The organism is Pseudomonas sp. 2995-1 (assembly GCF_002742505.1).
Taxonomy (GTDB): domain Bacteria; phylum Pseudomonadota; class Gammaproteobacteria; order Pseudomonadales; family Pseudomonadaceae; genus Aquipseudomonas; species Aquipseudomonas sivasensis.
On record NZ_LJSA01000332.1, the window covers coordinates 580,626 to 602,427 of the forward strand.

Below are 21,802 nucleotides of genomic sequence, written 5' to 3' on the forward strand. Positions count from 1 at the left end.
AATTCCCTTTATGAAACGTTTTCTTAGCATCGCCATGGCGTTGTGCATCGGCCTGACGATGAGCCTCGACGCCAACGCCAAACGCTTCGGTGGCGGCAAAAGCTCGGGTGCGGCACCGACTCACCAGACCAGCCAAATGGCTCCATCCGCCGGTGCAGGCGGTGCTGCCGCTTCCGCAGGCGCAGCCGGTGCTGCTGGCGCCGCAGCCAAGGCTGGCGGTGCTTCACGCTGGCTTGGCCCTCTGGCCGGTATCGCGGCCGGTGGCCTGCTCGCCTCCATGTTCATGGGCGGCGGCTTCGAGGGCATGCAGATCTTCGACATCCTGATCATGGCCGTCATCGCCTTCCTGGTCTTCCGCTTTATCGCCGCCCGTCGCCGCAAGCAGCAGGAGCACCTGGCTCCAGCCGGCGCGCCAATGCAGCGTGAAGTGTTCGAGCAGAAACCAGCCATGGGCTCGATCTTTGGTGGTTCGGCAGCGCCTGCTGCGGCCCGTCCGGTGATCAACGCACCGGCCTGGTTCAATGAAGAGCGCTTCGTCGAAGCGGCCCGCAGCCACTTCCAGTCCCTGCAGCAACACTGGGACGCCAACGAAATGGACAAGATCGCCGAGTTCGTGACCCCGCAACTGCTGGAGTTCCTCAAACGCGAACGTGCCGAGATCGGCGACGCGTTCCAGTCGACCTACATTGACGACCTGCGCGTTCAGTTGGACGGTGTGGATGATCGCGCCGACAAGACCATCGCTACCCTGACCTTCAGCGGTGTGTCGAAGACCTCGCGTTTCGACCAGGGCGAAGTGTTCAGCGAAAGCTGGAACATGGAACGCCCTCAAGGCGAGAACCAGCCATGGCTGGTCGCCGGTATTCGCCAAAACGGCTGATACCCACGCGCTTGAGCACGCCGTAACGAAAAACCCCGGACATGTCTCATGTCCGGGGTTTTCTATTTCACGGTTGCACTTATAGCGAGCTACTGTATAAAACGCCCCTATAAACCGCGCCATCTAGCAAGAGGATCCCGGCCGTGGAAGAAATCATCGAACAATTGCGTGAAGCCAACGAACCGGTCCCGGTTCCTCTGGAACTGCCTGACGAAGATCAACTGGTGGAAATCGAAGAACAACTGTTCATCGACATCCCGTTTGTCTTCCGTGAATTCCTGCTGACCGTCAGCGATGTGGTGTACGGCAGCCTGGAACCGGTGACCGTCACCGACCCGCAATCCCACACGTACCTGCCGGATGTGGCAGCCAACGCCTGGGATGCCGGCGTTGACCGCAGCATGATCCCGATCTGCCAGGACGGCGACGACTACTACTGCGTTGAAGAAGACGGCACCGTGGTGTTGTGGTCCGGCGAAGAAGAACTCGTCACCGAAGAAACGTGGGAATCGGTGTGGCACTGGGCGCGGGATGTTTGGCTGGAAAGCTGAGTCCTGTTACCCGTGGCGGACCGGTTTTTGTGGCGAGCAAGCTCGCTCGCCACAAGCGAATGCACCGCAGCATCTTAGTGCTCCGACGTGTCCTTGTGATTATCCAGAGTCTCCAGCAAGGCCACCTGCACCCGCGTATGCACGCGAATGAACCAGCGCCACAGAACGGCCGCTACCGCCGCCGCGACTACTGCAATCAGCACCAGCAACTTGTTGGTCGGCAAAATGCTGGCCGACAAGGCTGCCAATAGCAGAAAGATCACCAGCAACGACAGAATCGGGATCAGCTCCGAGATTACCCTTCGCACGCGCTGGGTATGTCGCCCGGCCATTTCCGGCTTCACGCTCATTTCTGCCAGCAGCATCGACAGCGCCTTGAGCTTGCGGTAAGCCGCTATCAAGAACGGCAGCGACAACAACAACGCCCCTCCCCAGATCAACGCCTTCTGCCAGCTCGGATCACTGATCCAACCCTCCAGATACCCGCCAATGCGCACCGCAAAAAAGCTGCCAGCGAAGAAGATCGCGATCACCAGCGCGAGGTTCACCCCTACTTGCAGGATGATCTTGCGGATCATCGACGCCAGCATCGCGCCCTCGCCCTGAGGCTGAATGCTGCGCAACCACTCGCCGTACATCCCGAAGACCCGACTCATGCGCTTGGGCATCACTGCCGCAATCTTCAGCGACAGGGGATCAGCACCGCGAATCAGGTAGGGCGTGAGCAGTGTAGTGATCGCCGAAACCGCCACCGCCACCGGATACAGGAAGTCGCTGGTTACCTGCAAGGTCATGCCCAGCGCGGCGATAATGAAGGAGAACTCGCCAATCTGTGACAGCCCCATGCCCACGCGCAGTGAGGTGCGGCCGTCATTACCGGCGATAAATGCGCCCAGGCCGCAGGACAGCATCTTGCCCAGCACCACGGCCACGGTGATTACCGCGATTGGCCAGGCATATTGCAGCAGGATCTGCGGGTCAATCATCAAGCCAATCGCCACAAAAAAGATGGCGCTGAACATGTCGCGAACCGGCTCGATCAGGCGTTCTATCTTAATCAACTGCTTGGACTCGGCCATGATCGCGCCGATCAGGAATGCCCCCAGCACCATGCTGTATTCCAGCTTGACCACCAGCAGGCAAAAGCCGAAGCACAGGCCCAATACGGTGATCAGCAGCATCTCATTGCTTTCGAACTTAGCTACGTAAGCCAGCAGACGCGGCACCAGCAAGATGCCAATCACCAAGGCGACGATCATGAACAGCGAGAGCTTGCCGACGGTGGAGAACACCTCGCCGGAGCTCACGGTGCCGCTGACGGCGATGCTCGACAGCAAGGCGATGATGCCGATGCCAAGGATGTCTTCAACGATCAACACGCCGAAAATCAGCTGGGCAAAACGCTGGTTCTTCATTTTCAGGTCATTGAGGGCCTTGACGATGATGGTGGTCGAGGAAATCGCCAGGATCGCGCCGAGGAAGAGTGAGTCCATGGTGTTCCAGTCGAACCAGCGGCCGATTTCGTAGCCGATCCAGATCATCAGGATGATTTCCAGGAAGGCTGCGATAAACGCCGTCGCGCCCACCTTGAACAACTTGCGCAGGCTGAACTCCAGGCCCAGGCAGAACATCAGGAAGATCACCCCTAGCTCGGCGAGGGTCTTGATGGTGTCTTCGTCGTGGATCAGACCGAACGGCGGCGTGTGGGGACCGATGATGAAGCCGGCGACGATGTAACCCAGCACCACCGGCTGCTTGAGGCGGTGAAACAGGATGGTGACCACCCCTGCCACCAGCATGATCACGGCCAAGTCCTGGATAAAGCTGATGGCGTGCATGGCGAGGGGCTCCTTGAGGGTACTGGCGCTTTTCCCACTTCCGCCCACGCACATGAAAATGCGCAAAGTGCGGAAGGAAAAGTCTGCCTTGATCGTAAGAAATGCCCTGACATGGGCTTTTGAAGGTTAACACCGCGACTTCCAGCAGAAAGCCGGTGCAATATATGGAAACAGATCGGTGCAGGCGTGACGGCAAGCCGCCCACCGGCGTCCCGTAAGGGATGGCGCTGCAAAGATTCCAGCACCCGCAGAGGTGCACCCCAACCAATGCCTACAACCCGTGAGTGTGTTATGGAACCCGGAAACGCCCAGCTGTCGATGACGGTATTGATGACCCCTGACATGGCCAACTTCTCAGGCAATGTCCACGGCGGCACCCTGCTCAAGTACCTCGACGAAGTGGCCTACGCCTGTGCGAGCCGTTATGCCGGTCGCTATGTGGTGACGTTGTCGGTGGATCAGGTGATTTTTCGCGAACCGATCCATGTCGGCGAATTGGTGACGTTCCTTGCATCAGTCAACTACACCGGCAATACGTCGATGGAAGTGGGCATCAAGGTGGTGACCGAGAACATCCGCGAGCGCTCGGTGCGTCATACCAACAGCTGCTTCTTCACCATGGTGGCCGTGGACGACCAGCGTAAACCCGCTGCCGTACCACCGCTGCAACCCCATAACAGTGAAGACAAGCGCCGGTTCATGCAGGCCCAGCAACGCCGGCAGATTCGCCAGGAGCTGGAGAAGCGCTACCAGGAAATCAAGGCAGACGCGCTGTAAGTCCCAAGCCGCAAACCCGATCAAAAATGTGGGGGGGCTTGCCCCCGATTGCAGTGGGTCAGCCATTACTTAGGTAGCTGATACACCGCCATCGGGAGCAAGCCCCCTCCTACATTGGGTGTTGTGTACTTACAGTCCGATCGGGGTGGCTTCAAAGCGCACACGTGGATGGGCAATGCGATCCTGGGCCCGCACCAACTCCAACTCGTAACTGGCGCAAGCCTGGGTTTCCAGCAGCACTTCATGCACGGCCGCTGCGGTGAATTCAAACGCGGCCAGCAGGCTGTCGCCTAACAACACCCGCGCCAGGAACAACCCCGAGGTCAGGTCGCCCACGCCCACCGGTTGGCGCGGGAACGCCAGCAGCGGTCGACGCAGGTGCCAGCTGCCGTCAGCGGTCACCAGCAGCATCTCGAAACCATCCGGCAACTTGCCCGGGTAATCCAAGTGTTTGACCAACACGGCTTTAGGCCCGCGAGCCAGCAACGCCTTGGCCATAGCCAGACAATCGAACAGCGACTGCGGTTTGCGCCCGGCAAAGCTGTCCAATTCCAGTTGGTTGGGGCACAGGAAGTCGGCCATGGCGACGGCTTCATCGAGCAGGAAATCGCTGACTTCCTGGGGCACGATGCAGCCTTTTTCAGGATGACCCATCACCGGGTCGCACAGGTACAAGGCCTTGGGATTGATCGCTTTAATACGCGCCACACCGGTGAGAATCGCCCGGCCCTGAGCCGCGCTGCCCAGATAGCCGGACAGCACCGCATCACAGTTGCCCAACTCACCGATGGCGGCAATCCCTTCCACCAACGCCGGAATTTGCTGCGGCGCCAACACTTCGCCCGCCCACTGGCCATACTGGGTGTGGTTGGAGAACTGCACAGTGTTAAGCGGCCAGGCGTTCACCCCGACCCGCTGCATGGGGAACACGGCGGCGCTGTTTCCGGCGTGGCCAAAGACCACATGAGACTGGATCGCAAGCAGATGAGGTGTGCGTTTCATGCAGGGGATTTCCGTAAAGCCATTGAAATTCTGGCCGCGCAGTATGCGACTAAACACAGCCTGTACGACAGGCCAGCGACACAGTTAAGCTGCTCTCACTTTGTTGGAGTTTTTCGCATGCTGACCCTGGGAAACATCTTCGTGTTGATGCTGCTGGCGACCGGCGCCGCCTGGGTTTGGCACAACCACGGCCTGCGCGAACGGGCACTCGCGCGGGTGAAGCAGCATTGCGCCAAGCTCGATATCGAATTGCTCGACGGTGCCGTAGCGTTGAAACGCATCGGTTTTGTGAAGGACGCCAATGGCCGGCGGCGTCTGGCGCGTATCTATAATTTCGAGTTCACCGTCACGGGCGAGACCCGTCACAGCGGGACCATCACGCAGTTTGGCGCCCATAGCGCGCAGATCGAACTGGCGCCCTACCCGTTCGAGGCCAAGGAAGCGCTGCCCAGTGCTGAAGTCATTGAGCTGAGCCAATGGCGTCAGAACCATGCGACTAAAAACCGTCAGTAACGGCAGGCAGTCAGCGCGGCCTGCAATGCAGCCATATCCTGTGGTGTGCTGAAGATCAATTCGATACGTGAGTCGCGGCGCCATTCGCTGGGGTGCCAGGCGAGCGGGCTGTTATCCACAGCGTTGGCCGATATCCACCCATCACGGCTGTGGATAACCAGTTTGGCGCGGCGCCACTCAAGCGATGTCAGCCACAGGTGCAGACGCACGGAATCGAATTTCTGGCTCGGGTGCCAGCGCCAACCGATACTCCAACCGCCCTCCTGGGCCTGGCTCAGGCAGATCGGCAATGCCGGATCGCTCCAGATAGCCGGCAATTGAGCCAGCCCCTTGGGCACCTCGACGTTATCCACAGCCTCTTCAGCCTGCGCATTCAAACCTGGCAGTTTGCCGAGCGGCACGTACGCCTGCCGCGTCCAATAAATGCAACGGGCGGGTAGCTGTCGTTCGACGGCCTCGCGTTGCGCAGCATCCAGCCCCTCATCCTTGTTCAACACCAACAGCCCGGCACTGGCCAACGCTTCCTGCTGCGCTGGCGGCAAGGGTTTGCCCGCAGCCAGCGCTTGGGCATCCAGCACCAGCACACAAGGCTGAACCGCAAGCACCGTCTGCCACGGCGCTTCGCGCAACTGCTGGAGCAACTGCGCAGGATGACCCAGGCCCGAGGGTTCGATAAACAACCGATCCGGCTTGGCCTTACGCAGCAACCGGCCCAGGCCTACCTGGAACGGTGCGCCATTCACACAACACAGGCAGCCACCGGCGACCTCGCCCAAGGCAATGCCGTCGTCGTCCTGGGTCAGCAACGCAGCATCCAGGCCGATCTGCCCAAACTCATTAATCAGCACCGCCCAGCGCTCGTTGGCCGGGCGTTGGGCGAGCAGGTGCTTGATCAGGCTGGTCTTGCCAGCGCCCAGGGGCCCGGCAATCACGTGGGTGGGAATGTTCTGCAGCATAAGTGCCATCGTTCGGACCGTGTAGAGCGTTTGATCCTACGCGGTTACGCGAGCCAATCCAGCGTCAGAATCAATCGGCGCTCATCCGCTTTCAGCGCGGGGGAGCGGTGGATCAGGCCGTGGCCTTCGTTGCCATGCCATTTGGTGCCCTTGAGCAGTGCCACTTCACCGCACTGAATCTGCTCAATGCGCTCGCTGGGCTCGGCGTCCGGTTGGCTGAGTTTGCGCCGGTCCATTACCCCTTCACGCAACCACTGGCTGCCGATACCTGCATAGGTGGTGATCAGCCGCACCGGCACATGATCGACGTGAAAACGCGGGCACATGGCTTTATCCAACAATCGCAGACGAACGCCTATGCGCTTGGCGCCGAGCAGACAGGCAAAAGCACTGACCAGCCACGACACATCGGCGACAAAGCCTTCATAACCTTCAAGATCGCGGCAACTGGACGCCAATCCTCGCAAGTTCGGCTTGGCGTCTTCGCTGTTGAGTTCGATCACTATCGAATCAGCCAACGGCTCGTTGAGTGCCACCAGCAAGGCGCCGAACTCAGCGATATGCAGCGGCAACTGGCGCTGCCATAGCGCCAGGTTCACGCCGTCTTCGAGGATGTCGGACAGCACCAGCGGGGTTTCACCGCGGGTCTGGCGAATCACGGGGCGCAGGGGGATAGCCGGTGCCAGCATCAGGCTGCCTCTTCATACCAGGGACCAAACGGATCAGCCAAAAGGCGCCACCCTTCCACGCCAAGGGCCATTTCTTCATCGGTGAGCAAGCACGCATCCAACTCGACGCGCATGTGGGCGAAGTCGATGTTCTGCCCGATAAACACCAGTTCCTGGCGGCAGTCGCCGGTGCTCAGTTGCCAGTTGCCCATAATCGCCGCGACGCTTTCTTGGTCTTGTGGCCATTGGCTTTTCGGTACGAAACGCCACCAGCGTCCGGCAAACCCGTGACGCATCAGGCCGCCTGCCTGGGACCAGCTACCGGCGTCCTGATGCTTGCTGGCCAGCCAGAAAAAGCCCTTTGAGCGCAGCAGTTTGCCGTTCACCCAAGGTCGATCGATAAAGTCGAAGAAGCGTTGCGGATGGAACGGGCGGCGTGCGCGATAGGCCATGGACGCGATGCCATATTCTTCGGTTTCCGGTACATGCTCACCGCGCAGCTCCTGCAACCAGCCTGGCGCTTGGGCCGCACGCTCGAAGTCAAAGCGGCCGGTGTTGAGGATCTTGTGCAGCGGCACCTCGCCCATGACCATCGGGATGATTTCCGCCTGAGCATTGAGGCGCTCAAGGATAGCCATCAGCTCTTCGCGTTCGCTGCTGCTGATCAGGTCGATCTTGCTGATCAAGATGACGTCGGCGAATTCGATCTGCTCGATCAACAGGTCGGTGATTGAACGCTCGTCTTCTTCCCCGAGGGTTTCGCCCCGCGAGGCCAGGCTTTCGGCGGCCTGGTAGTCGAGCAAGAAGTTCATGCCATCGACCACGGTAACCATGGTATCCAGGCGCGCAACATCGGCCAGGCTTTGGTCATTTTCATCGCGAAAGGTGAAGGTTTCTGCCACCGGCAACGGTTCGGAGATACCGGTGGATTCAATCAACAAGTAATCGAACCGACCTTCCTTGGCGAGTTTTCCGACTTCTTCAAGCAAGTCTTCACGCAAGGTGCAGCAGATACAGCCGTTGCTCATCTCCACCAGCTTTTCTTCGGAACGGTTGAGGGTGACGTCACGCTGCACCTCGCTGCCGTCGATGTTGATTTCACTCATGTCGTTGACAATCACCGCCACGCGCAGATTTTCGCGGTTGCGCAGGACATAGTTGAGCAATGTGCTTTTACCGGCGCCGAGAAAGCCGGACAACACGGTAACGGGGAGACGATTGGGCATCAGGTAATCCTCATCAGGGTTGGCCGGTCAAATCGCCCGTTTATGGCGTTCGCGCAGCTCTTCACGTTCTTTGGCTTCGATACACAGGGTGGCGGTGGGACGTAGCAGAAGACGTTGCAGGCCGATGGGTTCGCCGGTTTCGCGGCACCAGCCATATTCGCCACGGGCCAGCAGTTCGAGGGCGTCGTCGATCTTGTCCAGCAGCTTCTTCTCCCGTTCCAGCAGGCGCAGTTGCCATTGGCGCTGCTCTTCGGCGCTGCCCACGTCAGCCGGGTCGCTGTTGGTTTCCTGCTCGCGCAGCACCAGGAATTCGCCTTCGATACGCGCTTGCAGTTCAGTGCGCTGAGCCAACAACAGTTCGCGGAAGAAGCCATGCTGGGCTTCATTCATGTAGTCGGCAGGCGGTTGGGTCAGCAGGTCTTGTTCAGTCATGGGGAGAAGTTCACGGGTCAGGCTGTTTTTCAATGTTATAGTATAACAATACAAATAATCCAATCCCCCCTTGCTCGCTTCGACAAAGAGGGCAATGCTTGAACGCATCCCTGCCCCGAGAAACCTTATGAAATACCTGTTGTGCGCCCTGTTACTGGCAGCGGCAGGGACTGCTTGCGCCCAAGCGCCCAGCCTGCTGGCCAACTGCACGCGCAGCGCCAACCTGCTGGCCTGTGTCGACCCACTGGGCAACGCCTACAGTGTGTCGACCGAGGGCAGAACCACGTATTTGCGCGGTTTCGAGGTGGTCGGCAAACGCTATTGGGCACAGACCAACAGCCGTTATGGGCAACTGACGTTTTTTACTGGTTTGGCGTCAGATGGGGAGGCGTGGGTCGGCTACACGCGGCGCGTGGGTTGGACCACGATCAATCGCTTCTCCAGCTCCGGCGGGGCCAGCGCCAAGTTCACCTGCAGCCGCATTACCGGCTGTTAGGCCTGACCATTCTTTTGTTCCTGCACCCACGCCATGTAGCTGTTCATCGGCGGACTCTTCTGGAAGTAGTTTTTCAGGCCATCGAACAAGCCATCCGCCACCGCCTGTTGATGACGCGCCGTCACCAAGCGCTGGGCGTCTCGGGCATTGGAGATAAAGCCCGTCTCCACCAGGATCGAGGGCACATCCGGTGACTTGAGCACTGCAAACGCGGCCTGTTCCACACGTTTCTGATGCAGGCTGGTAATGCTTTGCAGGCTCCCGAGCACCGAACTGCCCAGTTGCAGGCTTGAGGCGATGGTGGCGTTCATCGACATGTCGAGAATCACGCCGGCCAGCATCGGGTCTTTATCCTTCAGATTGAGCAACGTGGTAGCGCCCAACAGGTCCGCGCCGTTTTCGCGCTGGGCCATAAAGCGTGCGGTGGCCGAGGTCGCGCCGCCCTCCGACAGCGCATACACCGACGCCCCTGAAGCGGTGAGCCGCGGCGCAGCATCGGCGTGCACCGAGATAAACATATCGGCCTTGTGCTGACGGGCGATGTCCACGCGCTTGCGCAGCGGCACGAAGAAGTCGTCGTTGCGCACCAGTTTCACGTCAAAGCCCTTCTCGCGCTTCAAACGCTTGGCCAGCAGTTGGGCGATGGACAACACCACGTCTTTTTCGCGCTGGCCCTTGGAGCCGATAGCGCCCGGGTCTTTGCCGCCGTGGCCGGGGTCGACCACCACCATGATGTCGCGCTTCGGATGCGCCTTGCCCTCTGGCGCCACCAAAGGCGCAGGGGCAGCCGCGATCTGATGTGGCGCCTGAGTGGCACCAGTGAGATCGAGCACCAGGCGATGCCCCTGACCCTCCTGAGGCGGCAACACAAAGCTGGTGAGCCGCATCGGTGCGGCCAGATCGAGCACGATGCGCGTATCCGCCTTGCCGAAATGCCCCGAGCGAATCGAGGTGATTCCGGTGTTCTTCAACTCCAGTTGAGAAAAGTCGCCACTGAGAACCGCGCCGCTCAGGTCGATGATCAGGCGCTCCGGCGCCGTCAGGGAGAAGGTCTTGTACTGCACCGGACCGCTGAGGTCGAACACCAACCGCAGCTTGTCATCTGAGCGCCATAAACGCGCGTTACGAATCTGCGTGGCGTGGGCCGTGAACGGCAAAACAAAAAAGGGGCTGGCCAAGAGCAGATTGAGAAGCTGACGTCTGTGCATGACAAATACCGCAGATAAAGGAGCGTCCGTACTCGACATGACTGAAAAAAGCCTACGACAGAAAATTCATCGTAGACTCTATTGTTATACTATAACATGTCGAATTATTTCCAACGATGGACCTGCTCATGAACGCGCTGACTCTGCCGGATATCGCCGCGCAGGCTTCACGCCAAGCCTTGCCACTCGACTGGGTCGGCATGTGCGGCATCGCCCTACCAATCCTGATCGACGGTCAGCGCTTGACCGCCACCGCCGATGCCGGCGTGAGCCTGGATGACGGCACCGCCCGTGGCATTCATATGTCACGCCTGTACCTGGCACTGGAGATGCTCGACCAGCAGCCCCTCACGCCTGCACTTCTGCGCAATGTACTTCAGCGTTTTCTCGACAGTCATGAAGATTTATCTAAGAACGCCTACCTGCGTCTGCACACGAATTTGCTGTTGAAACGCCCGGCGCTGGTCAGCCCCTTAGCTGGCTGGAAAGGCTACCCAGTCAGCATCGAAGCGCGCCTGGAAAACCAGATGTTCCACGTGGAACTAAAAATTAACGTTACTTATTCCTCAACTTGCCCCTGTTCCGCTGCCCTGGCCAGGCAGTTGATTCAGCAGCAATTTCTCGAAGACTTCGCCGACACGCCGTTGCAGCATGAAGACGTACTGACCTGGCTCGGTAGCGCAGACGGCATCGTCGCCACACCCCACAGCCAGCGCAGCAGCGCGCAGTTGCACGTACACCTGCGAGGCGAGCAACTGGCGCTGACCGACATCATCAACGACGCCGAAGCTGCTCTCGGCACCGCCGTACAAACCGCTGTGAAACGTGCGGACGAACAAGCCTTCGCCCTGGCCAACGGACAGAACCTAATGTTCTGCGAAGACGCCGCCCGCCGCCTGAACCTCGCCTTGAAACGCTCGGATGCCGTCAACGCCTTCCACCTCAAAGTGATCCACGCCGAAAGCCTGCACGCGCACGATGCCGTGGCTGAAAGCCGCTGGACGAGACACCCTGAATGATCACCTGCAACGCTTTGCGCTGGGGCGCCCCCGGACAACCACTCACACCCGCCATAGATCTCATCCTGGAAAAAGGTAGCCTCACCGGCGTAATTGGCCCCAATGGCTGCGGCAAAAGTAGCCTGCTCAAAGTCATCGCCGGGCTGCAAAAGCCGCTGGCTGGCAAGGTGGTCGTCAATGTTCCACGCCGTGGCGGCCTAGCGTTCCTGCCTCAGCAGCAACACCTTGACCGCCAATTTCCCATTAGCCTGCAAGAACTGGTCGCCGCCGGTTTCTGGGGCACCCGACTCCCCCCACAACAACGCAATCAGCGCCTGCAAGCAGTGCTGGAAGACTGGTGCCTCAGCGGCCTGGAACAGCGCCCGCTGATGGCGTTGTCCGGCGGCCAATTGCAACGCGCCCTGCTCGCCCGCATGAGTTTGGCCGATTCGCCGGTGTTGCTGCTCGATGAACCCCACGCAGCCCTCGATGAGGACGGCCAGACGCTGTGCTGGAAACATATCCACGCCTGGCATGCCGAAGGCCGCACGCTGGTCATCGTTTGCCACGATTTGGCGTCCGTACGCCACCACACCGAGCAAGTACTGCAAATCAAAAACACCGGTTGTGTGTTCGGCGATAGCAAAGAGCTGATCCGCCCGCAGCCCCAGATGCAGGTGGCCTGATGCACTTCGCCGCCCACTTATGGATGCCCTTCCTCGACTTCGTCTTTATGCGCCGCGCATTGATCGGCGGACTTGTACTCGCGTGCAGCACTGCCCCGCTGGGTGTCTTCCTGATCCTGCGCCGCATGAGCCTGATCGGTGACGCCGTGGCCCACGGCATCCTTCCCGGCGCTGCGCTGGGTTTCTGGTTCGCCGGGCTCAGCCTGCCGGCGCTGACCATCGGCGGCCTCGGCGCCGGCCTGAGCATGGCTGGCCTCTCCGCTTGGATCACTCGCCGTACCGGCCTGCGCGAAGACGCCAGCCTCGCCGCCATCTACCCCATTTCCCTTGCCGCTGGCGTACTGATCCTCGGCCTCGCCGGTAAACGCCTGGATCTTTTGCACTTGCTGTTCGGCTCTGCCTTGGCCGTCGACGCAACCACCCTTACCGGAATGCTCTGGGTGTCCGGGTTCAGCCTGGTCGCCATGGGACTGATCTACAAACCACTGCTGCTGGACACCCTCGACCCGCTGTTCCTGCAAACCGTCAGCCGCCTTGGCCCGCTGGCCCATGGGCTGTTTTTAACCCTGGTGGTGCTGAACCTGGTGATCGGTTTCCAGGCCATCGGCGCGTTGATGGTGGTGGGTCTGATGATGTTACCCGCCATCGCTTCACGTTTCTGGAGCCGGCGCCTGCCGGTGTTGATTGCGGTGTCGGCGGTGCTGGGATGCCTGTCGGTATGGCTTGGTTTGTTGTTGTCGTTCTACTACTCACTGCCCAGCGGCCCAGCGATTGTGCTGGTGGCTGGCGCTGGGTACCTGCTGTCCGTGGTCTTCGGTCCGGTGCACGGTTTGATGCGCCGCCCGCCCCTGCTTACATCCCAATGAGGTGTCTCCCGATGCGCGCTCTACTCGTGCTGTTCAGCCTGCTGCTGCCGCTGTCGATGGCCCAGGCCGCCGACAAACTCCAGGTGGTCACCAGCTTCAGTATTCTCAATGACATTACGCACCAGATCGGTGGCGACCACATTCAGATCAGCAACATGGTCGGCCCGGATGCCGACGCCCACACCTACGAGCCCACACCGGACGATGCCAAGGCGCTGCTCAAGGCCAAGCTGATCATCAAGAACGGCCTCGGTTTCGAACCCTGGCTGGACCGCTTAGTCACCAGCACCGAAACCAAAGCCACGGTGGTCACCGCCAGCAAAGGCGTGATCTCCCACACCATGGAAGAGGATGGCGAAACCATCCCCGACCCGCACGCTTGGCATAACCTGGCCAACGCTGAAATCTATGTGAACAACATCACCAAGGCGCTGGTGGCTGCCGACCCGGCCAACAAGGCCGACTACCTGCGCAACAGCCAAACCTACCTGAAAGAAATCTACCGCCTGCTGGCCGAAGCCAAGACCAAGTTCAGTGCTCTGCCCCCAGGCAACCGCCGCATCGTCACCTCCCATGACGCTTTCGGTTACCTGGGCCAGGCCTATGGCATTCAGTTCCTCGCCCCCCAAGGCCTGTCTACCGAACGTGAACCCTCTGCCGCTGAAGTCGCTGCGCTGATCACACAGATCCGCAAAGACAAGGTCAAAGCCGTGTTCATGGAAAACATCAAGGACTCGCGCCTGCTCAAGCAAATCGCCGACGAAAGCGGCGCGCAGATCGGCGGCACGCTGTACTCCGACGCCCTCGCCGCCGAAGGCCCGGCCAGCACTTTTACCGGGCTGTTCGAATACAACCTCAACACCTTGTGCGCCGCCCTGAGCAAGCCATGAACCTGAGCATGCTCGAACTGGAAGGCGCTGCCAAAGGCAGTCGCTTCCCACTCAAACCGGTACTCGATGCCCTGCCATGGAACAGCGATGGCCTGATTGCCGCCATCGCCCAGCAACACAGCAGCGGCGAGGTATTGATGCTGGCCTGGATGAACCGCCGGGCCCTCACCGAAACCCTCGCTACCGGGCAAGTTTGCTACTGGTCACGCTCGCGCCAGCAACTGTGGCGCAAAGGTGAACGCTCCGGTCACTGGCAGCAGTTGGTGGAAGCACGCCTGGATTGCGACGGCGACGCGGTGCTGCTGATCGTCAACCAACTCGGCCCGGCTTGCCACACAGGCCGGCCCACCTGTTTCTACAACGCCATTGATGGCGGCTACGTCCACATCATCACGGAGCCCAGCGCATGATCCGCAAGAACCCTTCCGGCGATCTGCCAGTGATTGCCGAATCGGCCTACGTCGACAAGACCGCCATCATCTGCGGCAAGGTCATCATTGGCGAGAACGTCTTCGTCGGCCCGTATGCTGTGATCCGCGCAGACGAAGTCGACGCCAGCGGCGCCATGGATCCGATCACCATCGGCGCCAATTCCAATATTCAGGACGGTGTGGTCATCCACTCCAAATCCGGCGCAGCAGTGACCATCGGTGAGTTCACCTCCATCGCCCACCGCTCCATCGTCCACGGCCCGTGCTCAGTTGGCGACCGCGTATTCATCGGTTTCAACAGCGTGCTGTTCAACTGCGCCGTGGGCGATGGGTGCGTGGTGCGCCATAACTCGGTGGTCGACGGTCGTGATTTACCCGCCGCGTTCTACGTGCCCTCCACCACCCGCATCGGACCGAATACCGACCTGTCGCAATTCCCACCGGTGAGCGTCAGCGCCTCGGAGTTTTCCGAAGACGTGGCACTTACCAACGTCGACTTGGTGCGCGGTTACAAAGCCCTGCAAAACGAGTTCTAAGCCATGAGCCGCCTGCTGATCCGCAACGCCCGCCTGGTCAACGAGGGCCAGATTTTCGACGCCGACGTGCTGGTCGCCAATGGCCGCATCGAAAAGATCGCCAGCAGCATCACCGGCTGTAACGCGCCACTGGCCATCGACGCCAAGGGGCAATGGCTACTGCCGGGCATGATCGACGACCAGGTGCACTTTCGTGACCCCGGCGCGCCGGACAAAGGCAGTTTCTACAGTGAGTCCCGCGCGGCCGCGGCTGGCGGCATCACCAGTGTGATGGACATGCCCAACACCAACCCGGCCACCCTGAACCTGGAGGCGCTGGCCGATAAAAAACGCCGCGCGGCCCTGCACTCGGTGGTCAACTACGGCTTTCACTTCGGGGTAAGTAACGACAATCTCGACATCGTCGCCGCCCTCGACCCCTGCGAGGTGGCGGGAGTCAAAGTGTTCATGGGCGCGTCCACCGGCAATATGCTGGTGGACGACCCACGGATCCTGGAGCGTCTGTTTGCCGAAGTCCCGACCATCCTCCTGGCCCACTGCGAACACACGCCCAGTATCCAGGCCAACGAACGGCGCTTGCGCGAGCGTTTCGGCGATGACATCCCCGCCGTCGCGCACCCCCTGATCCGCGACGCCGAGGCCTGCTATCGCTCGTCCTCTTTCGCGGTGGAGTTAGCCCAGCGCCACGGCACGCGCCTGCATGTGCTGCACCTCACCAGCGCGCGCGAATTGGCTCTGTTTGAAGACAAGCCCCTGGCACAAAAACGCATCACCGCTGAAGTCTGTGTGCATCACTTGCTGTTCGATGACCGGGACTATCACCGCCTCGGCCATCAGATCAAATGCAACCCGGCGATCAAGACCCGCGCCGACCGCGACGCGTTGCGCCAGGCGTTATTGAATGATCGTTTGGATGTGATTGGCACAGACCACGCGCCGCATACCTGGGCGCAAAAACAACTGGCTTATCGCGAAGCGCCGTCGGGATTGCCCCTGGTGCAACATGCGCTGCCGGCGTTACTGGAGCTGGTGGCAGACGGGCTGCTGCCGCTGGCCACGCTGGTCGCGAAGACCAGCCACCGGGTCGCCGACCTGTTTGCTATCCCGGACCGTGGTTATCTGCGTGAAGGGTATTGGGCCGACCTGGTGCTGATCAAACCCGAGCCCGAAGGTAAGCCGGTCAGGGATGAGCCGATTCTTGCCCGCTGCGGCTGGACGCCCTTTGCAGAGCGCAGCTTTCGCCACAGCGTCAGCACCACGCTGGTCTCCGGCCACCTGGCCTGGCACAACGGCGAGGTGGTCGACAGCTGCCAGGGTTTGCCGCTGCACTTTCTGCGTTAAGCGCGTGGTTTGACCGTACCGCAATCGTTGCCCAGCCACTGGGCGTGAGTGTCCAGGCTGCCCTTCTGCTGAATGCCGGTGGCATTGAAGGTGCCGTTGACGGTCGTGGTGAATTCTTTCTGGCTTTGGAAAGTGGCGACTCCGGTGCCCTGAGCTTTCGGGCAGCTGAAACGGAATTTCCACTGGTTGCCGGTTTTGTCGGTCACTTCCTGTTTGCAGCCCGATTGCGGGTCGGTCAAAGGGATTGAGTCCGAGGCGACCTGGGCTGGAGTGAGGCACACCTGCACGCCTTTACCTGCCATGGTGATGCCCTGCTTTTCGAGCATCGCGCGCTGTTCGGGGGTCATCTGTTGCTTGAGCTGACCGAGGATCAGCGACAGGTCCGGCAGGTCCTGGTTATCGACTTTCATATTGCTGGTGGTCAATTCCCACAAGCCCGGCGCCAGCATCTGCGCCTGCGCTGCCACCGGCAACGACAAACCAACAACCATGGATAAACAGAGCAGACGAGCATTCATCGGGTAACTCCTGGGCAATTGTGGGCGTTAGACGCTGCAAAGGCGCCAGTGTTGCACGCCAAATAAAATAGCGACATTCGCAGCCGAACATGGTCTGTTAGGCATTGGATTGTCTGGAGTACTGTCGTCCATGGATTTCTTTGGCCCGCACCTGCTCGCCTACTTCATCGCCACGCTGCACTTTCTCGGGACTCTCGCCGCGATCCACGCGGTGCTGACCGTCAGGACCGCTCAAGGCTCGATAGCCTGGGCCTTGTCGCTGATGTTCATGCCCTATCTCACGTTGATCCCCTACCTGATTTTTGGCCGCAGCACCTTCGACGCGTATATCCAGGCGCGGCGCCAGGCCAATCAGGAAATGCACACCGCCATCACCGCGCTGAACTGGCGTCCTTGGGTTGAGGAGGCGCTCGCTGCGCGCAACTCCAGTGCTTACGCCTCGTTGCGCGCCATGCCCAAACTGGGTCGCATGCCGTGCCTGGCCAACAATGAAGTACGCCTGCTGATCAATGGCGACGCCACCTTCAGCGCGATCTTTGAAGCCATTCGCAACGCCAAAACCGCTGTGTTGTTTCAGTTTTTCATCATTCATGACGATGATCTTGGCCGCCAATTACATACGCTGCTGAAAGAAAAGGCTGCCCAAGGCGTGGCCATCTACGTGCTCTACGACCGCATTGGCAGTCACGCCCTGCCCCATCGCTACGTGCAATCACTGCGCGACGCCGGCGTGCAGGTCAAGGCCTTCGCCACCCGCAGTGGATGGCTCAACCGCTTCCAGGTCAACTTTCGCAACCATCGCAAAATCGTGGTGGTGGATGGCATCACCGGGTTTGTCGGCGGACATAACGTGGGTGATGAATACCTGGGCAAAAAACCGCCATTGGCGCCATGGCGCGACACCCATGTACAGGTCACCGGTCCCGTGGTGGCGTGCCTGCAGGAGTCGTTTGCCGAAGACTGGTTCTGGGCCGCGCGCGAACTACCGCCGCTGATCCTACCGGACACCTATCCCGAAGACGGCGTGCTCTGCCAATTGCTCGCCAGCGGTCCGGCCGATCCGTATGAAACCTGTTCGCTGTTTTTCGTCGAGGCCATCCACGCAGCGACCGAGCGGGTATGGATCACCAGCCCGTATTTCGTCCCCGATGAAGCGGTGTTTGCCGCCCTGCGCCTGGCGGTACTACGCGGAGTGGATGTGCGCCTGCTGCTGCCGTCGCGGCCGGATCACCGCATTGTGTATGCCGCCTCCAGCCTCTACGCCATCGAAGCCGTGCGCGCCGGAGTGCGGGTGTTCCGCTACACGCCGGGCTTTCTGCATCAGAAGGTGGTGTTGGTGGACAGCGAGATCAGCGCCATTGGCAGTGCCAACATGGACAATCGTTCGTTCCGGCTGAATTTTGAAGTGATGCTGCTGACCGTCGACGAAGCGTTCGCCCAGGAGGTGGAGCATATGCTGCTCGATGACTTCGCGCAGGCCCATGAAGTCAGCCAGGAAGAAAGCCGCGAAACACGGCGCCTGCAACAACTTGGGATGCGTGTGGCGCGCTTGATCTCACCAATCCTTTAACCAGACAACACAAAACAAAATGTGGGAGGGGGCTTGCTCCCGATAGCGGGGGGTCAGTCAACGGGTGGCGACTGATATACCGCTATCGGGAGCAAGCCCCCTCCCACAGTTGGATCTCCACCTTTCTGGAACATCAGCTCAGCGATAGATGTCTTCCCGCGTCCACGGCAGTTCATGGCTGCCATCCGCGTGAGGCTTCACCGCGAGGATCTGGTGCAGGTTGATCCAACCCCGTGCAAACGCATAGGCGCAACCGGCCAGGTACAACCGCCAGATACGCAACGCCTGTTCTGGCACCATCTTGGCCGCCGCTTCCAGGTTGTCCTCCAGCCGCTCACTCCAGTGGTCCAGGGTTCGGGCGTAGTGCAGGCGCAGGCTTTCGACGTCGACGACTTCCAGCCCGACTTCGCTGATCTCGGCGGTCATCATTGCCAAGTGTGGCAACTCACCGTTTGGGAAAACGTACCGCTCGATAAACTCCCCGGCGCCACGGCCCACCGGGCGGCCATCGGTGTGCTTGGCGGTGATGCCATGGTTCATCACCAGGCCGCCTTCACGCACCACACCGAACAGGGTCTGGCAGTACTGCGCCAGGTTGGCGTGGCCGACGTGTTCGAACATGCCCACGCTTACCACTTTGTCGAACCGGCCGTCCTGGGGTAGATCGCGGTAGTCCAGCAATTGCAGGTCGATCTGGTCTTCCAGTCCCTCGGCTTTGACTCGCTCCCGAGCCAATACCAACTGCTCTTTGCTCAGGGTGATGCCAAACACTTTCACCCCGAACTCCCGCGCCGCAAACCGCGCCAGCCCGCCCCATCCGCAACCGACGTCGAGCAAATACTCCCCCGCCTGCAAGCGTAGCTTGCGGCACAGGTGGCGGAATTTGTCTTGTTGGGCCTGGTCGATGGATTCGCTGCCGGTTTCGAAATAGCCGCAGGAGTACGCCATGTCCTGATCCAGCCACAGCTGATAGAACTCATTGGACAGGTCGTAATGGTAGGAAATCGCCGCTGCATCCGTGGCCTTGTCGTGGATCGAGCGCACCGGATGACTGTCGCCGTCGCCCTCGATCAAGGCATGACTCAGCTCATCACAGACCCGGATCACTTCGCTGATGGAACCTTCCAGCTCCAGTTTGCCCTCGACGAAGGCTTCGCCCAGTGAGTCGAGTGTGGGATGGGTCAGTTGCGAGACGACCGTGGGGTCCTTCACCACGATGGTCACACTGGGCTCTGGGCCCAAGTTGAATTCATGGCCGTCCCAGAGTCGCAGACGCAGCGGTAGCTGAAGATTCTGTAAGGCCGGTGGAAGTTGCGCGAGCATGAGTAGTCCCCCCTTGTTTCAGACGTCTGAACTGAGGGTAGACCATCCCAATAAAAGTAGGAGGCTATCGATTTGATAGCCCTCTTCTATGGAGCTCGGCGTTGGAGCAAACCGTCCTGGACCCACTGTTTCAGCCATGTAACAGCCTGCAACGGCGCACCCTCTGCATAAGTGACTGCTAGCTGCTCACACAGTTCTGCGAAGGTCCAACCGGTCGTCACCATACCGGCCAATGCTAAGGCTTCCGCAGGTTCCAGGCTGCGGTAATGGCACACATGATGAAGGCGCCATACCAGGCAGATCTGCGCCAGGTCCAAGGTGTAGCTGCCTGGGAAATCCGCCCCATCTTTGCTGGCACGCCAGATGCCCACGCTGTTGAAGTGACACAGTCGCTGCTGCACGGACGGCGTCAGGGCAACCTGCAAACCCGGCCAATCTTCGGGCGGCAGGAGCGCCATGTCATTCAGGGACAGCGGCTGACCCTGCGGCGCATCGAAGGCCAGGGTAAAAGCCCACTCCAACTTAGCCAGCTCTGCCAGCGGTGCACTTTGTTCGGCCACGAGGTGCTCGTGGATAAACGCCGGCAACCGTTCGCCAAACCAACGCAAGCTGTAATGGGCCGACGGATAACGGCGTACATAAGCGTGGGTCAGCGCCGCAAACTCATCATCCCCTAGCCAATAGAGGATGGCGCTGAAGTCGTGCCGCAGTACTTCCTGCAACCGCGCGATATAGGCGTTGTGATAGATCGCCAGGCCGGTGTCTACGTCCAGCGTCGGCCCGCCCAATAAAGTGGCGGCAAAGCCACTGTTGGCGTCGGGAGTTTGGGCTAATAAATGCTGTTCGAAGGCCAACTGCCAATCGGTCAGGCGCATACCGCTCTCCTGGACAAGGCGGTGGCGCCCAGTTCGCGGGCCTTGCTCAACTCGGTGAGCAGCTCTTCGAACGGCGGAAAATGGTCATCGCGCTCCAACAGCGTCGACACAGGCCCCACGTGCTCCAGGGTCTGTTGGTACAGCGCCCACACCGGATCACAGACCGGATGGTCGTGGGTATCGACCACGTAGTCGCCATAGTCCATATGCCCCGCCAAATGCAGCTGACGAATGCTGTCGGGCGGCAGGTTGCGGATAAAGGTCCAGGCATCGAAGCCATGGTTGCGAGAGCTGACGTACACATTATTGACGTCCAGCAACAACTGGCACCCCGACAGATGAGCCAAGGCGTTGAGGAATTCCCACTCGGTGAATTCATCTGCCTTGGAACGCACGTAACTGGAGACGTTTTCCAGCACCAGCGGGCGCTGCAACACGTCCTGCACTTGGCGAACGCGGCTGGCGACGTGATAGAGGCTTTCTTCGGTGTAAGGCAGAGGCAGCAGGTCGTGCAACTGGTGCGCACTGCCGCGGCTCCAGCACAGATGATCGGAAACCCACGCCGGGTGAATACGCTCGGCGAGCTGTTTGATCTGCTTGAGGTAATCGATATCGATGGCGTGGGGCCCGCCAATGGACAGGGACACCCCGTGCATCACCAGGGGATAGCGCTCGGCTATCGCGTCCAGGAAGTACAAGGCTTTACCGCCCTGCACCAGATAATTCTCGGAGATCACTTCGAACCAATCCACGGCCGGCGATTGTTCAAGGATCTGCTGGTAGTACTCACTGCGTAAACCCAGGCCGTAACCCAGACTTGGAAGGGAAGCGGACATGGCTGACTCCTGGGGAAAGTGTGTCCGCAGCGGAGGGGGGCTGCCGCTGCGGTTGCACTCGTTTGCCGGTTATTCGCCGACTTTGCCGCCAGCCGCGTCACAGGCTGCCTTGGTCATAGCCTTGAAGCCGTGGCCCTTGCACTCTGCCTGGCCTTTGCAGGCGTTTTCAGCGGTCTTGCAGTCGTTCATGCCCTTGCAGGAGGTTACGCCGTAGCAATGCACTGGCGCGTCTGCGGCTTGTACCTGGGTGGCGACACCAGCAAACATGGTAGCGGCGGCCATCGCGAAAGCGGCACCAGCAGCAGCGGATTTAATGTTCATTGTTGTATTCCTCATGATCAGTAGTGGCGTCGGTCTGAACGGATTGTTCAGTCTCGACACACCA

25 protein-coding genes are annotated in these 21,802 nt (G+C 60.1%); 13 read left to right on the plus strand and 12 right to left on the minus strand.

Annotation, left to right across the window (positions count from 1 at the left end):
- The first annotated feature begins 10 nt into the window (after window positions 1-10).
- Window positions 11-880, plus strand: coding sequence for a Tim44 domain-containing protein (locus tag AOA61_RS11640; protein ID WP_032884485.1), 870 nt, complete (start codon window positions 11-13; stop codon window positions 878-880).
- 143 nt (window positions 881-1,023) lie between these two features.
- Window positions 1,024-1,431: an SMI1/KNR4 family protein gene (locus AOA61_RS11645; RefSeq protein WP_017739032.1), complete on the plus strand. Its 408-nt coding sequence runs from the start codon at window positions 1,024-1,026 to the stop codon at window positions 1,429-1,431.
- A 74-nt stretch (window positions 1,432-1,505) separates the two neighbouring features.
- Here AOA61_RS11645 and AOA61_RS11650 read toward each other — a convergent pair whose 3' ends face one another.
- Window positions 1,506-3,269, minus strand: a complete 1,764-nt coding sequence (locus AOA61_RS11650; protein ID WP_099601783.1) for a cation:proton antiporter — start codon at window positions 3,267-3,269, stop codon at window positions 1,506-1,508.
- A gap of 291 nt (window positions 3,270-3,560) precedes the next feature.
- Between AOA61_RS11650 and AOA61_RS11655 the strand changes: the two genes are divergently transcribed.
- Window positions 3,561-4,046: an acyl-CoA thioesterase gene (locus tag AOA61_RS11655; protein ID WP_099601784.1), complete on the plus strand. Its 486-nt coding sequence runs from the start codon at window positions 3,561-3,563 to the stop codon at window positions 4,044-4,046.
- A 129-nt stretch (window positions 4,047-4,175) separates the two neighbouring features.
- On the opposite strand, the gene pdxY is transcribed toward AOA61_RS11655, so the two are convergent.
- Complete coding sequence (gene pdxY / locus AOA61_RS11660; protein WP_099601785.1) at window positions 4,176-5,048, minus strand: pyridoxal kinase PdxY; 873 nt, start codon at window positions 5,046-5,048, stop codon at window positions 4,176-4,178.
- A gap of 117 nt (window positions 5,049-5,165) precedes the next feature.
- Here pdxY and AOA61_RS11665 point away from each other — a divergent pair, with 117 nt between their 5' ends.
- Complete coding sequence (locus AOA61_RS11665) at window positions 5,166-5,561, plus strand: DUF3301 domain-containing protein (RefSeq protein ID WP_032884488.1); 396 nt, start codon at window positions 5,166-5,168, stop codon at window positions 5,559-5,561.
- Here the strand turns inward: AOA61_RS11665 and AOA61_RS11670 are convergent.
- The 4 genes from AOA61_RS11670 to dksA are packed head-to-tail and all read right to left on the minus strand — an operon-like array spanning window position 5,555 to window position 8,843.
- A complete protein-coding gene (locus AOA61_RS11670; protein WP_099601786.1) occupies window positions 5,555-6,517 on the minus strand; it encodes a GTP-binding protein in 963 nt (320 codons plus the stop codon). The genes AOA61_RS11665 and AOA61_RS11670 overlap by 7 nt on opposite strands.
- 44 nt (window positions 6,518-6,561) lie before the next feature.
- The gene (locus AOA61_RS11675) at window positions 6,562-7,206 is read right to left on the minus strand and encodes a DUF1826 domain-containing protein (protein WP_099601787.1); all 645 of its coding nucleotides are present in this window, start codon (window positions 7,204-7,206) and stop codon (window positions 6,562-6,564) included.
- Entirely contained in the window at window positions 7,206-8,411 is a 1,206-nt protein-coding gene (zigA, locus tag AOA61_RS11680) for a zinc metallochaperone GTPase ZigA (RefSeq protein WP_095185249.1), read from the minus strand. The genes AOA61_RS11675 and zigA overlap by 1 nt, the downstream gene beginning before the upstream one ends.
- Window positions 8,412-8,438: 27 nt before the next feature.
- Window positions 8,439-8,843, minus strand: a complete 405-nt coding sequence (gene dksA / locus AOA61_RS11685; RefSeq protein WP_032884492.1) for an RNA polymerase-binding protein DksA — start codon at window positions 8,841-8,843, stop codon at window positions 8,439-8,441.
- 127 nt (window positions 8,844-8,970) lie between these two features.
- Here dksA and AOA61_RS11690 point away from each other — a divergent pair, with 127 nt between their 5' ends.
- On the plus strand, window positions 8,971-9,339 hold the full coding sequence (locus tag AOA61_RS11690) for a glutamine synthetase (protein ID WP_095185250.1): 369 nt from the start codon (window positions 8,971-8,973) through the stop codon (window positions 9,337-9,339).
- Here the strand turns inward: AOA61_RS11690 and AOA61_RS11695 are convergent.
- Window positions 9,336-10,547, minus strand: a complete 1,212-nt coding sequence (locus AOA61_RS11695) for an N-acetylmuramoyl-L-alanine amidase (RefSeq protein WP_099601788.1) — start codon at window positions 10,545-10,547, stop codon at window positions 9,336-9,338. The two genes, AOA61_RS11690 and AOA61_RS11695, sit on opposite strands and share 4 nt — an antisense overlap.
- Before the next feature lie 128 nt (window positions 10,548-10,675).
- On the opposite strand from AOA61_RS11695, the gene folE2 reads away from it, so the two are divergent.
- Genes folE2 through AOA61_RS11730 form a run of 7 tightly spaced genes read left to right on the plus strand, consistent with a single transcriptional unit; the run spans window position 10,676 to window position 16,295 of the window.
- Window positions 10,676-11,566, plus strand: coding sequence for a GTP cyclohydrolase FolE2 (folE2, locus tag AOA61_RS11700; RefSeq protein WP_032884495.1), 891 nt, complete (start codon window positions 10,676-10,678; stop codon window positions 11,564-11,566).
- The gene (locus AOA61_RS11705) at window positions 11,563-12,231 is read left to right on the plus strand and encodes a metal ABC transporter ATP-binding protein (RefSeq protein ID WP_099601789.1); all 669 of its coding nucleotides are present in this window, start codon (window positions 11,563-11,565) and stop codon (window positions 12,229-12,231) included. The genes folE2 and AOA61_RS11705 overlap by 4 nt, the downstream gene beginning before the upstream one ends.
- Entirely contained in the window at window positions 12,231-13,097 is an 867-nt protein-coding gene (locus tag AOA61_RS11710; protein ID WP_032884497.1) for a metal ABC transporter permease, read from the plus strand. The genes AOA61_RS11705 and AOA61_RS11710 overlap by 1 nt, the downstream gene beginning before the upstream one ends.
- An 11-nt stretch (window positions 13,098-13,108) precedes the next feature.
- Complete coding sequence (locus tag AOA61_RS11715; RefSeq protein WP_032884498.1) at window positions 13,109-13,987, plus strand: metal ABC transporter substrate-binding protein; 879 nt, start codon at window positions 13,109-13,111, stop codon at window positions 13,985-13,987.
- Window positions 13,984-14,397, plus strand: coding sequence for a phosphoribosyl-AMP cyclohydrolase (hisI, locus tag AOA61_RS11720; RefSeq protein ID WP_099601790.1), 414 nt, complete (start codon window positions 13,984-13,986; stop codon window positions 14,395-14,397). The genes AOA61_RS11715 and hisI overlap by 4 nt, the downstream gene beginning before the upstream one ends.
- Window positions 14,394-14,954, plus strand: a complete 561-nt coding sequence (locus tag AOA61_RS11725) for a DapH/DapD/GlmU-related protein (RefSeq protein WP_032884500.1) — start codon at window positions 14,394-14,396, stop codon at window positions 14,952-14,954. The genes hisI and AOA61_RS11725 overlap by 4 nt, the downstream gene beginning before the upstream one ends.
- 3 nt (window positions 14,955-14,957) lie before the next feature.
- Window positions 14,958-16,295 carry a dihydroorotase gene (locus AOA61_RS11730; protein WP_099601791.1) on the plus strand — a complete coding sequence of 446 codons (1,338 nt, stop codon included), beginning with the start codon at window positions 14,958-14,960 and terminating at the stop codon, window positions 16,293-16,295.
- Here AOA61_RS11730 and AOA61_RS11735 read toward each other — a convergent pair.
- Window positions 16,292-16,813 carry a DUF3617 domain-containing protein gene (locus tag AOA61_RS11735; protein WP_032884502.1) on the minus strand — a complete coding sequence of 174 codons (522 nt, stop codon included), beginning with the start codon at window positions 16,811-16,813 and terminating at the stop codon, window positions 16,292-16,294. The two genes, AOA61_RS11730 and AOA61_RS11735, sit on opposite strands and share 4 nt — an antisense overlap.
- Window positions 16,814-16,943: 130 nt before the next feature.
- On the opposite strand from AOA61_RS11735, the gene cls reads away from it, so the two are divergent.
- The gene (cls, locus tag AOA61_RS11740; protein WP_099601792.1) at window positions 16,944-18,383 is read left to right on the plus strand and encodes a cardiolipin synthase; all 1,440 of its coding nucleotides are present in this window, start codon (window positions 16,944-16,946) and stop codon (window positions 18,381-18,383) included.
- Between the two features lie 138 nt (window positions 18,384-18,521).
- Here the strand turns inward: cls and cfaB are convergent, their stop codons facing one another.
- The 4 genes from cfaB to AOA61_RS11760 form a co-directional block, all read right to left on the minus strand.
- Window positions 18,522-19,706, minus strand: a complete 1,185-nt coding sequence (cfaB, locus tag AOA61_RS11745; RefSeq protein ID WP_099601793.1) for a C17 cyclopropane fatty acid synthase CfaB — start codon at window positions 19,704-19,706, stop codon at window positions 18,522-18,524.
- Window positions 19,707-19,792: 86 nt separating this feature from the next.
- Window positions 19,793-20,581: a DNA-binding domain-containing protein gene (locus AOA61_RS11750; protein ID WP_099601794.1), complete on the minus strand. Its 789-nt coding sequence runs from the start codon at window positions 20,579-20,581 to the stop codon at window positions 19,793-19,795.
- Complete coding sequence (locus AOA61_RS11755; RefSeq protein WP_099601795.1) at window positions 20,572-21,417, minus strand: DUF692 domain-containing protein; 846 nt, start codon at window positions 21,415-21,417, stop codon at window positions 20,572-20,574. The genes AOA61_RS11750 and AOA61_RS11755 overlap by 10 nt, the downstream gene beginning before the upstream one ends.
- Before the next feature lie 69 nt (window positions 21,418-21,486).
- Complete coding sequence (locus tag AOA61_RS11760) at window positions 21,487-21,738, minus strand: membrane protein (RefSeq protein WP_032884507.1); 252 nt, start codon at window positions 21,736-21,738, stop codon at window positions 21,487-21,489.
- Between the last annotated feature and the right edge of the window lie 64 nt (window positions 21,739-21,802).